Annotated in this window: 12 protein-coding genes; 2 read left to right on the top strand and 10 right to left on the bottom strand. The window is 57.7% G+C overall.

Annotated features, from left to right (window positions below; all coding sequences use genetic code 11):
- Window positions 1-77: 77 nt before the first annotated feature.
- Window positions 78-560 carry a thioesterase family protein gene (locus tag RZ517_RS06405; RefSeq protein ID WP_338550639.1) on the bottom strand — a complete coding sequence of 161 codons (483 nt, stop codon included), beginning with the start codon at window positions 558-560 and terminating at the stop codon, window positions 78-80.
- 150 nt (window positions 561-710) lie between these two features.
- Between RZ517_RS06405 and RZ517_RS06400 the strand changes: the two genes are divergently transcribed.
- The gene (locus tag RZ517_RS06400; RefSeq protein ID WP_338550638.1) at window positions 711-1,439 is read left to right on the top strand and encodes a FadR/GntR family transcriptional regulator; all 729 of its coding nucleotides are present in this window, start codon (window positions 711-713) and stop codon (window positions 1,437-1,439) included.
- Between the two features lie 177 nt (window positions 1,440-1,616).
- On the opposite strand, the gene RZ517_RS06395 is transcribed toward RZ517_RS06400, so the two are convergent.
- Together RZ517_RS06395 and RZ517_RS06390 are read right to left on the bottom strand one after the other, a co-directional pair.
- Complete coding sequence (locus RZ517_RS06395; RefSeq protein WP_338550637.1) at window positions 1,617-2,648, bottom strand: fatty acid desaturase; 1,032 nt, start codon at window positions 2,646-2,648, stop codon at window positions 1,617-1,619.
- A 113-nt stretch (window positions 2,649-2,761) separates the two neighbouring features.
- Window positions 2,762-4,060, bottom strand: a complete 1,299-nt coding sequence (locus RZ517_RS06390) for an ABC transporter substrate-binding protein (RefSeq protein ID WP_338551118.1) — start codon at window positions 4,058-4,060, stop codon at window positions 2,762-2,764.
- A 123-nt stretch (window positions 4,061-4,183) separates the two neighbouring features.
- Here RZ517_RS06390 and RZ517_RS06385 point away from each other — a divergent pair, with 123 nt between their 5' ends.
- Window positions 4,184-5,527, top strand: a complete 1,344-nt coding sequence (locus RZ517_RS06385) for a flavin-containing monooxygenase (RefSeq protein WP_338550636.1) — start codon at window positions 4,184-4,186, stop codon at window positions 5,525-5,527.
- Between the two features lie 173 nt (window positions 5,528-5,700).
- On the opposite strand, the gene RZ517_RS06380 is transcribed toward RZ517_RS06385, so the two are convergent.
- The 7 genes from RZ517_RS06380 to modA all read right to left on the bottom strand — a co-directional run bounded on the left by RZ517_RS06380 (window position 5,701) and on the right by modA (window position 11,544).
- Complete coding sequence (locus RZ517_RS06380) at window positions 5,701-6,324, bottom strand: hypothetical protein (RefSeq protein ID WP_338550635.1); 624 nt, start codon at window positions 6,322-6,324, stop codon at window positions 5,701-5,703.
- A gap of 96 nt (window positions 6,325-6,420) precedes the next feature.
- Window positions 6,421-8,085 (bottom strand): ABC transporter permease, encoded by a 1,665-nt coding sequence (locus tag RZ517_RS06375; protein ID WP_338550634.1) that lies wholly within the window; start codon window positions 8,083-8,085, stop codon window positions 6,421-6,423.
- A gap of 95 nt (window positions 8,086-8,180) precedes the next feature.
- A complete protein-coding gene (locus RZ517_RS06370) occupies window positions 8,181-8,576 on the bottom strand; it encodes a DUF6746 family protein (protein ID WP_338550633.1) in 396 nt (131 codons plus the stop codon).
- A 36-nt stretch (window positions 8,577-8,612) separates the two neighbouring features.
- Window positions 8,613-8,789 (bottom strand): hemin uptake protein HemP, encoded by a 177-nt coding sequence (locus RZ517_RS06365; protein ID WP_338550632.1) that lies wholly within the window; start codon window positions 8,787-8,789, stop codon window positions 8,613-8,615.
- Window positions 8,790-9,035: 246 nt separating this feature from the next.
- The gene (gene modC / locus RZ517_RS06360) at window positions 9,036-10,160 is read right to left on the bottom strand and encodes a molybdenum ABC transporter ATP-binding protein (RefSeq protein WP_338550631.1); all 1,125 of its coding nucleotides are present in this window, start codon (window positions 10,158-10,160) and stop codon (window positions 9,036-9,038) included.
- Window positions 10,157-10,846: a molybdate ABC transporter permease subunit gene (modB, locus tag RZ517_RS06355; RefSeq protein WP_338550629.1), complete on the bottom strand. Its 690-nt coding sequence runs from the start codon at window positions 10,844-10,846 to the stop codon at window positions 10,157-10,159. Before modB ends, modC begins: the two co-directional genes overlap by 4 nt.
- Window positions 10,843-11,544 (bottom strand): molybdate ABC transporter substrate-binding protein, encoded by a 702-nt coding sequence (gene modA / locus RZ517_RS06350; protein WP_338550628.1) that lies wholly within the window; start codon window positions 11,542-11,544, stop codon window positions 10,843-10,845. The genes modB and modA overlap by 4 nt, the downstream gene beginning before the upstream one ends.
- Window positions 11,545-11,574 lie beyond the last annotated feature (30 nt).

Raw genomic sequence — 11,574 nt, 5'->3', positions numbered from 1 at the left:
CTTGTCGCTGACCCTAGACTGGGCAGATGCCACCCGTCGAGACGCTTGTCACACTTTTCACAGAGATTTTTGTGGTTTCAATGCGCTCGCCGCAGTCCAATTGATGCGCCTGCTGCGTCTGGTTTCGGCAAACCCGCCTGCGCCTGGGCCATTGCTGACACGTTTTTCAAGATATCGTCTGGCAGCGGCGCGACCCTGGGACCGGACATGTCCACGTGAAGCACCATGGATTCCCCCGTCGCCGCAAGCCAGCCGTCTTCATGGAACATTTCCTGAAAGCTGTGAAATCGTTTTTTATCATGCCCCACAATCCGAAAGGAGATGCGCACCTTGTCTCCCAGTTTCAGTTCGCGCAGATACCGGATGTGAAACTCAGCCGTGTAGGTGGTCAACCCGCGCTCGTTGGCGTAGTCGGGACCAAAACCCAGAGTGGCATAGGCCTCATCCGCGCCTCGGTCGAAAAGCACGGTGTAGTAGCCCATGTTGAGATGATTGTTGTAGTCTATCCAGCCCGGCTCGATGGCGTGCAAGCTGGACATGAACAGTCTGGGATCTGGCATGGTGTGTACGGTTTCCTGCGGCCTTAACGTGGTGTGACCTGCACCCTACCCCAAAGTGTGCGGGAGCAAAATGAAAGGCTTGCAAACCAGCGCTTTACGCCGCCAGCATACCAATTTATACCAATTATACCGAAATTGGTCTGGTGAGTGATGAACGCCCAAACAGAGGAAAATGACACAGGTATTGTGATGCCTGGTCAGATCGGCGCTACGGTTCAAATCGTGGTGGATACGTTGTTTGCGCGGATCAAGTCCGAGGAATATCAAAGAGATACCCGTCTTCCGTCAGAGCGAACCCTGGCGGCAGAACTCGGTGTTGCGCGCAACACGGTGCGCGAGGCGCTGGATGTGCTGGAAAGCCAGAACGTCATCCTCCGGCGCGCTGGCTCTGGTAGTTTTGTCACCTACAAATCGGCCCCGCGTGCGGCCCTCACGGCCGATAGCGTGGCCGGTGACACCAGCCCCCTGGATCACCTTGTGGTGCGCGGAATTCTGGAGCCCGAAATTGTAAGGCTTGCCGTGGTGAACATGTCGCCGCGGATGGTGTCGGAGATGGCCAAGACGCTGTCACAGATTGAGGCGATCACCACGGATCTGGATGCCTTTATCACCTTGGAAGAAAAGCTGTATATGCAGATCGCCGAAGGCACAGGCAACGCGCTGCTGGCATCGTGCTACCGATTGGCCGTGGACACATACAGGCAGAGCTTTCGCACCGAGCTGCGACGCCGGAGCCTGACCCCCAAACGCGTTCAGGATTACCAGAAACGCTATAACACGCTTTACAATGCGATCGCTTCCCGAGACGTGGCGCAGGCCGTTGAGTTCATCAAACTGCACCTGGTGGAAGAGCAAAAACTGCTGCTGCAGGACGGGTAAAGGTTAACACCATTGTTTTGCCGTGATCTGCAAACGTCGTAGCCGAAGAAATCTTCCAACGAACCGTCAGTGCACCCAGCGGCATACGCCATAACGGTTCAACCTGAGCTCAGAGGCCGAGAACACAGCTCCTTGCGTGCCCCAAATGTGTTTGTCATCCGGTCACAAAATGGCGCTTCACTTTGCTTGGCGAGCCTGTGCGAAAGACAGCAACCGCTTGCTGTTTTCGTCCCACAGGTGAAGTCGTGCGTTTGACAGGCTTTCCCGGATGGTCATCCTGTTGCTTTGCGCCAGGCTGGTGTGATCGCGCAATACTTCTGGGAGGCGGTAGAACGGAATGCGGCTATAGAGGTGATGCACATGATGAATGCCGATATTGGCACTGAGCCATTGCAGCACCGATGGCATCACGTAATGTGAGCTGCCATGCAGAGCGGCGTCGTGCAAATCCCAGTCTTTTTCATCGTTCCATTGAGTGTTTTCAAATTGATGCTGCACATAAAACAGCCATACGCCCGCCGTTGCTGCCAGAAGTGTGGACGGCAAGAAGATCAAAAGGATCGGCATCACGCCGCCAAAGTACAAAATGACGGACAGGGCCATGAGGATCGCGGCATTGGTGACCATGGCGCTGACCCAGTATTTCAGTTTGTTTGTCAGACCCAAGGGTACCCGGTGTTTAACGAAGAACTGATACCCCGGCCCCAAACCGAACAACACAATGGGATGGCGATAGAGCCGATAGATAAACCGCTTGTAGCGGTTGAGGCCTCGGTATTCTGCCACCGTAAGGGTGTGGATATCCCCCATGCCGCGCCGGTCCAGGTTTCCTGAGGCGCTGTGGTGCATGGCATGCGCCCGGCGCCAGACATCGTAGGGCGTCAACGTCAGCACCCCAAGCGCGCGCCCCAACCAGTCGCTGATTGTGCGATTTCGGAAAAACGCGTGGTGCCCGCAATCATGCTGGATCGCAAACAGGCGAAGCAAAAACGCGGCATTGCACAGCGATATCGCCAGAGTAAGCCATGCGCTGATGGACAAGGCGTACCAGGCCAGCGCCCATAGAATGACAAACGGTCCAAGCGTTACGGCTAGTTCAAAACTACTGCGCACTTCATTGGGTTCGCGATACTTGGAGAGCACCTTGACCCAATCCCGCGCCTGCACCGGGTCCGTGTCATGTCGAACGTCTTGAAGGGGGTCGTACATGTGACTGCTTTGTGTTGTTGTTGGCGGTCTTGATAAACGAATGCGTCGGGTAAGCAACGCACAAAGATGTTTATCCACGATTGAAGCCGGTCGTGCTGCAGGGTGGCTTTGGCCTACCCTATTACTCTGGCACCAAGTTCTGGGCCGGGCGCAACCCTGTCCAGGCGCTGATCCCACATTTGACCCAGGTCCTGCATTTCGGCACGCAGACGCGCCTCATTATGCCGAAGCCAGCACGGCACCGAGCCGAACTCCACCACGCGTGCACGGCCGGCTTCTATCCGAACCACTGGCCAGTCACCCACCAGCGCGTTGTCGATGCCAAACACATCTGTGCCCCACCATTCGGCGGGACCAAAGGCGTGGGTGACATGGCCCAGTTGCTTCATCGCTGCCAGCACCGAGGCCGGTGCGACGCTGTCGGCTTTTTCGACCGCTGCGTGCCAAATATCCAGAATAGCGGCGTATTCCCAGCTGACGGCCGTCCAGCTGTTGGGGTAGAGCGCGTTGTATTCCTCGAAGAAAACATTGGGTTGATTGAAGAAAAACGCCTTTTCGCTGAGCGCGGGGTCGTCAAAATCTGGGAATTGGAAGGTGACACCTTCCATGAAATCCGAGCCCAGCCGCGCGACCAGTTTCTGGTAGTGATCCAGCGTGCAGGACAGGATCTGACCCTTAAACCCCTGCGCTGCCACGTACTCGGTCAGGGCATGCACCATCGGCGTGTAGCTGGTGCACCAGCACAGGATGTCCGCGTTGGCCGCCAGCATGGGTCCGGCGACTTCTTCGGCTGGTGCGCCTTCGGCGGGGTATTGCACCTCTTTGACAATCTCGATGCCAGCCGCCTTGAAGGCCGCGCGGTACGTGGCCAGCGATGGAAGTCCCATGCCGTCAGTCTGCGCACAGAGAGCGACGGTTTTCAGATCACGCCGCGTGCGCGCCAACCAATCAACCCCCGTGACAACATAAACAGGGTGCACCTCTGACGGAGCGATGAGGTAGGGCGAATCCGGAGATAAGTCCGAAGGTAGAAGCGTCGAGGTCAGAATCCGTCGGGAGTGCAGATCATCCGCCACCGCCCGGTAGGCATCACCGCCCAGCATCATCATGAGCTTGATATCGTGGTCCTGTAAGAGCCGGCTTGCGCCAATGCGGGCCTGTTGCTCGGTCTGGCCGCAATCCTGCGCGTGAATGGCGATCGGATAGCGCCGCCCTCCGATGAGTAGCCCCCCTGCCCGGTTCAACCAGTTTTCCCAGATGCGGCACCCCTGTAGCCCTGGCGAACCCCAGGATTCCGCCTGACCGGACAAGGGGGCCAGAAAGCCGATATCCACAGTGCTGGCCATCCCCACCGAGAGGCGCGGCATGGCGCCGGAGATGGCCAATCTTTGGGCGAAGCTGGAGGTGTCGATGGATCTTCTCCGGTTTGGCGAAATGAATCTGTTGACAGACTGGTCCAGTCTTTGGCTTAATTCAAGGAACCAAAAGAACCAAAGTGAAATATTGGTTCAATCCAATCCAGGGAGAAAGACCACATGGCCAAGAAACGCGTTGCCGTGATCGGCGCAGGCCCATCCGGGCTGGCACAGCTCAGGGCGTTCCAGTCCGCCAAGCAGAACGGCGAGGATATTCCGGACATAGTTTGCTACGAAAAACAGGACGACTGGGGTGGTCTGTGGAAATACACTTGGCGCACGGGCGTCGGCGCGGATGGTGAGCCGTGCCATGGCTCGATGTACCGCTATCTGTGGTCGAATGGCCCCAAGGAGGGCCTGGAATTTGCCGACTATACTTTTGATAAGCATTTCGGCAAAGAGATCGCAAGCTACCCGCCGCGTGCTGTGCTCTTTGACTATATCGAAGGCCGGGTGAAAAAGGCCGGCGTGCGCGACTGGATCCGGTTCAACAACACCATTCGCGATGTGCGCTATGATGAGGGCTCGGGCAAGTTCACGGTGACAGCGCGGGATTCTGTGAACGATTCTGAGACAGTCGAAGAGTTTGATCATGTGGTGGTGGCCAGTGGGCATTTCTCGTCGCCCAATGTGCCCTACTACCCAGGGTTTGAGAGCTTCAATGGCCGTGTGTTGCATGCCCATGATTTCCGCGATGCACGTGAATTCACGGACAAGGACATCCTGATCCTCGGCACGTCTTATTCGGCCGAGGACATCGGATCACAATGCTGGAAGTACGGCTGCAAGTCGGTGACGGTGGCCCATCGCACGGCGCCCATGGGCTACGACTGGCCCGACAACTGGGAGGAGGTGCCCGCGCTTGTGAAGGTCGAGGGCAAGACGGCGCATTTCAAGGATGGCTCGAGCAAAGAGGTTGATGCGATCATCCTTTGCACCGGGTACAAGCATCATTTCCCCTTCCTGCCCGATGATCTGCGGCTCAAGACAGCCAACCGTCTGGCGACGGCGGACCTGTACAAAGGTGTGGTGTGGAACAAGAACCCAAAGATGTTCTACCTGGGCATGCAGGACCAATGGTACACGTTCAACATGTTTGATGCCCAGGCCTGGTGGGTGCGGGATCAGATCATGGGCAAGATCGATCTGCCCGATCAGGCGGCGATGGAGGCCGATCCGGTGGCGCGTGAGGCTGCGGAAGATGCTTTGGAGGATGACTACGCCTGCATCCGGTATCAGGGCGATTACGTGCGCGAGCTGATTGCCGAGACGGATTACCCGAGCTTTGATGTCGACGCGGCCAATCAAGCCTTCTTTGAGTGGAAGAAACACAAGAAGAAAGGCATCATGGAGTTCCGCAACCACGGCTATACCTCGCCCATGACCGGCAAGAAGGCCCCGGCACACCATACGCCTTGGAAAGACGCGCTGGATGATAGCCTGGAGAGCTATCTGCAGACGTAAGTTTGGCGGGAGAGAATTGGAACCGGCTGCACCCGAGGGGTGTGGCCGGTTTTTTGGGGCGGTGGTATGTTTTGCGAACGGTGCTGTAGTTTTTGCAAAGCCGGGCCTCTTGGTCAGATGGCCACTACCCCTGCTTAATCGCAGCATAGATTCCACTAACCCTTTGACTGCGTTTAATTTCTTGAGACGTGAATGACGTTACAGACAAGATCGGCCTTTGATGTCGTGTTCTCGCGTTCCCAAGAGGTTAAGTTTGCCAATTGATTCTTCGTATTCAATCTGCATTCCCGCAAAGCGCCTTCTCTTGCGGCAACTTCAGTCTTGAAGCGCCATGCGTACCCAAAACTTGCATAATTGTTGGCGGCAAACGCTCCGTAAGTACCTTGTTCCTGAAGCTTGAGATATTTGCGAAACTCTTTGTTCGCAGACTGGTTCAAAGTTCTGCGGCCGTCGCCGGAAATATGATCTTTTGGCACGACAACTGCATGCAGTTTACACTCAGAAGGGTTTTCCGACCGGTATTTACAAATCTTGGCCGCCCAATGCACCGCCCGTTCTAGTCTGTGCTCCCCACCAGCCCATCCGTATACATCTTCGGTTTGATTAACCACAAAGGCACTGAAGTATGTTTGCTTACGAATTTTTCGAAGGCCCTCTTTTCCAGCTGTCGATAGTGTTTCGTCCAAAAGGACAACAACCTTCTTTTTCGTACTTTGGAAAACGATTTCTGCAGAACCCTCTTTTGGTATAAAACCAATCACCAATCCCAGAAAAATTGTTGACAGTTTCGTGAGCATGGCACCCCCTAAAGTCGCAATGACTTTGTTGTTACTCCACTTTTCCGAAAGTCCAAAGTTAAGTCGGTACGTAAGCACAGCATCAGGTGCAAGCCCCTAACCCGCCTTCACTGCCGCGCCGAGTTTGGCGGCTTTGCGCCCCGGTTCTTCGCGGCCGATGGAGCGGCAGAGGATCATCACGGGCAACAGGCCAAACGCCACCAGAACGAGGGACGGCACGGCGGCTTGGGACAGGCGTTCATCTGACGCAAGGCGGTGGGCCTGGACGGCCAAAGTCTGGAAATTGAACGGATGCAGTATGAGTGTGGCGGGTAATTCCTTCATCACATCTACGAAAACGATGAGAAGCGCTGTGAGCACTGAACTGCGCGCCACGGGGAGATGCACGCGCCACAAGAGTTTGGGCGCAGATTGTCCCAATGACAGCGCAATGGCATCGAAGTGCCCTGGCACCGTGGCCATGCCGCTGTCATAGGCGTTCAGAGCTGCAGCCATGAAGCGGACCATGTAGGCCAGCACCATGAGCCAGATCGATCCGGTGATCAGCAAGCCGGTGTCGATGCCGAAATTGCTTTCCATGAAACGGTCGATGACATTATCCAGACCGGCCATGGGCACCATCAGGCCAACGGCAATCACGCCACCGGGCACGGCGTAACCCAGCCCTGCCCCGATGACGATAAGTTTGGATCCACGTGTCGGCCTTGTGCGGGCGCGGAAGCCGACGAGGATGGCCCCGGCTACGGTCAGCACTGCCGCAACGCTGGCCACCAGAAGCGAGTTTTGCATGAAATCCAGGTAGCGGCTGGAAAACAGGTTCTGGCCTGAGCCGATGGCCATACTGCCCAGCATAATGACTGGGATGATAAAGCCGAGAAGAACGGGCAGCAGGCAGATGGCAAAGGCGATCCAGCCCGGCGCACCGGTAAGACGCGGTTTCTCCATTGTCTCGAACCGCGCCCCGCGCCCCGCGGTTTGGGCTTTGCCGCGTTGGGCGCGCTCCAGCCCAGCGATGAGAAGCGCGAAGCAGAGCAGGCAAAGGGCGAGCTGTGCTGCTGCCGCGCGATTGCCGAGGCTGAACCATGCCTGGTAGATGCCGGTGGCAAAGGTCTGGACGTTGAAAAATGCCACGGTGCCGTAATCGGCGATGGTTTCCATCACCGCGAGTAATGCGCCGCCCGCAATCGCCGGGCGCGCCATGGGTAGGGCCACGCGGTAAAAGGCGCGGATAGGTGAACGGCCCAGTGTGCGCGCGACCAGAAAGGCGTTTGAGGATTGCTGGCGAAACGAAGCACGCGCCAAAAGGTAAACATACGGGTAGAGCACGATGGTCAGCATTACCGCCGCGCCCCCAAGGCTTCGGATTTCAGGGAACCAATAGTCGCGCGGGCCCCACCCCGTCAGGTCGCGCAGGAGCGTCTGCACTGGGCCGGGGTGGTCCAGCATATGCGTGTAGGCATAGGCCATGACATAAGCCGGGAAGGCCAGAGGCAGAGCCAGCGCGATCTCTAGCCAACGCTGACCGGGAAAGCGGTAAACCGTGACAAGCCAGGCTGTTACCGATCCAATAATGGCTGTGGAGAGACCCACGGTCACGACGAGGAAAAGGGTGGTCACTGCATAACGTGGCAGCACCGGGGCCAGGACCTCTCGCCAGACGCTGAGGTCGCCTGTCAGTGCCGAAAGCGCGGCCGCCAGGATAGGCGCGATGCAGATCGCGACCACAAGCCAGGCCAGGCGGTGCAGCGTTTTTTCGGACATCAATTGCGCCTCTGGGTGGTTTTAACCCTTCCAGTGGCCATGGCTGCCACATTGCGGCGCAACTTGCCAGAAAAACCTGACAAAAACGTTTGTGTTTAGCGCTCCTGCGTGCCTTGGAAGGCATTTGCTGTGGACAGATACACAACGGCTGCGTCTCGCATGACCGTTGGGTCGTCACCTTCGGAGGCCTTGTGCAGTACTTCCAAGGTGTCCGGAAGGTCGGCAAATTCGGCATTTATGCGCGCGAGCGCCTCTTCCAAAGTGTAGGTCAGCTCATGCACCTTTTCCATGTCTTCTGCCGTTAGTGGGTCACGCGCCAGCACCTCTTCGACCAAGGCATTGTAGGTGACAAAATTTTTCACCGCTTGCTCCAATGTTTCTGATGGTTCCGCCGCATAGTGGCTCGGCGTTTCATCAGCAAAGGCCGCGCCAACGAGAATTGCGGTCGCGAGGCTTATGCAGAGCAGGCTCCGGTTTTGGACAAGGGACATCAAGTGTTTGGTCTTTCTGAGGTTTTTGGGAAGAGATTACTTGGTCAGGATCAGCTTGCCTGCGCGGGTGATGCGCAGGGTATAGACCTTGTCATCCAGCGTGATTTGCGCAGTCGGCCCACCTTGGGTCAGGTCGCGCGCATCGTGTAGAACATCAGGTTCGGAATGTGCGGGCTGAGGCGGGGCAAACTCTGTTCTGGGAGGATGTAGCATCAGAGCCTCCCCTCATTGCGGTCGAGCATACGCTCGATCATCACATCAAGACACAAGCCACTTGAAAGCGCTGCGTGCAAAAGTGTTTCGCGGCGTGGGCCGGGTGCGGGCGTGTGCGGCGGGACGGGGTGCGGAATTATGCGGTCCCTCAAGTCAGTCGAAACAGTCATCTTCTCGCTCCAGATGTTGCGATTGAGGTGATGGCTGACCTTTTGTGGCTGGCTCGGCTTATTTCTGACTAAAACACTAAGTTTTGTCAAGTGCTCTTGTTTCGCTCGGCATTGCACCGCTGCCAATGCTGCCTCGCGGCACAGCCGTGGCATTGAGAATAGCGTGACATTGTGTGCCTGGCACCAAAGCCATTTCCTTAGCAGCGCGGGCGGTGATGCGCGCCAAGAGTACGTCCTCTCCGGCCCGCAAACGCACAGCAACGCCGGGACCAGCCCCGCGATGCAAGGTTTCGACCGTGACGGGCAGCACGTTGTGAGACGAAAGCCCCTTTGGAGGTTTGCGCGACAAAAGCACATCCTGCGCCAGAACGCGTAACCGAATGGTGGTGCCGGGTGCCGCAGTGACACCGGGCAAGATAATCTCACCCCCCGACAAAGCAAGACGGCTGAGACCATCGGCTTCATGGCCGATCACCTCAGCCGGAAGGATCGCACCCGCCTCGCGTACGCCCAGCATAGGCAAGGCCTTGGGGTCGCTCAGCACGGTTTCGGCAGTACCGGACAGGGCCACTTGTCCAGATTGCATAACAATCAGATCGTCTGCGAGCCGCGCCACTTCTGCAAGGTTGTGGCTGACATAGATGATCGGCACCTGTGCCACATCCCGCAGGCGCTCGAGATAAGGGAAAATCTCATCTTTGCGCGGCTCGTCCAGAGCGGCCAGCGGCTCATCCATCAAAAGGAGCCGCGGCTTTGAGAGCCAGGCGCGCGCCAACGCCACGCGTTGTTTTTCTCCTCCGGACAAGGTGCCAGGACGGCGATCCAGTATTGCGTTGAGCCCAAGCAGTTCGACAAGACGGTTTTCTTCTTTTTGGTCAAGACCACCCGGCGCATAGCGTGCACCAAAGCGAATGTTTTCGCGCACACTCATATGTGGAAAGAGACGCCCGTCCTGAAACACATAGCCAATTCGCCGTTTGGCAGGCGCGATATGCACGGCCTGCGCCTGGTCAAAGAGCACCTCGTCCCCAAGCGTGATCCGCCCCACATCCGGCTTGAACAACCCGGCAATGGCATTTACCAGCGTGGACTTACCTGCGCCGGAGGGGCCAAACACGGCTGTGACGCCCGAACCTGCGCGGCAAGTCACCTCCAGTGTGAACCCTTCGAAAGCGTGGCGGATATCAACTTGCAAACTCATGTCCGACCGATCCCCCGCGACACGCGGTGCGCCAGCCATTCAGAGACCAGCACCGCCCCCACAGCCACCAGAATGGCCAGAAGCGTCAGCCGTATTGCCCCTGTTTCACCCCCCGGCACCTGCAGGAATGCATAGATGGCGGACGGCAATGTCTGGGTCTCGCCCGGAATGTTGGCGACAAAGGTGATGGTTGCACCGAATTCGCCCATGGCTTTGGCAAATCCCAGCACCACCCCGGCCAGAATGCCCGGCGCGATGAGGGGCAACGTGATACGCGTGAACCGCGCCACGCGACCGGCTCCAAGAGTCTCTGCCGCCTCCTCTAGCTTGGGATCCACGGACTCAATCGCCAAGCGAATGGCACGTACCATAAGCGGGAAGCCCATGATCGCTGCGGCCAATGCCGCCCCGGTCCAACGAAAGGCCAGGACAATGCCGATCTCATTGAGCCAGGCCCCCACAGCGCCGGTTTTGCCAAATGTGAGCAAGAGCAGATATCCGGTGACCACTGGCGGCAGGACCAAAGGCAAATGCACCAGCGCGCTGAGCAGTGATTTACCCGGAAAGTCGCGTCGCGCCAAAAGCCAGGCCATGGCAATGGCGAAGGGCAGACTGATCAGAACGGCCCAGAAGGACACTTTGAGCGACAGGCCAAGAGCGGCCCATTCTGCACCTGTAAGGTTCATCTGAGACCTTCGGGGCGGGCAAAGCCGTGGGCAGCGAAGATATCTTGCGCCGTTTTGGTGGTCAAAAATTTGTGAAACTCTTGCGCATCCGGGCGATCCCGTCCCGCAACGATAGCTGCGGGGTAGGCAATCGGCGCGTGGTACTCTGGATTGACGATATGGACCACATCAACGCCCGGCTCGGCCCTTGCATCGCTGAGGTAGACCACGCCCAAAGGCGCTTCACCTCGTGCCACGAGGGCCAGTGCTGCGCGAACGTTTTCGGTTTCGGCAAGATGCGGGCGCAGGACCGACCAAAGCCCCGCGGTTTCCATCCATTCACGGGCATAGATGCCCGCTGGAACAGCTTGTGTTTGCCCAAGAGCCAAGCGACCGCCATCTAGTCGGCGCAGCAGCGCATCTGCATCTGGATCACGCAAGCGGTCTGCACCCGCAGGACCAACCACGACCAACTGATTGCTCAGAAACACCTGCTGCGACCCGGCTTTCACCGCGCCTTGTCCGTCCAGCCAGGTCATCCAAGCCGCGTTGGCCAGCAACACCAGATCAGCCGGAGCGCCCTGCGCCACCTGCCGCGCCAAGAGCCCCGATCCGCCATAAGAGATCACGATGTCCACATCAGACGCCTCGGCCACATCTTCCAGTGCGCCTTGCAGCGAGGCAGCGGCGAAGACCGTCACTTGCGCGTGCACAGGCATGGCTACAAGCCCTGTTAAAACAGCGAAAAT

The organism is Roseovarius sp. S88 (genome assembly GCF_037023735.1).
Lineage (GTDB): Bacteria > Pseudomonadota > Alphaproteobacteria > Rhodobacterales > Rhodobacteraceae > Roseovarius > Roseovarius phycicola.
This window is presented reverse-complemented; position numbering and strand designations above follow the sequence as displayed.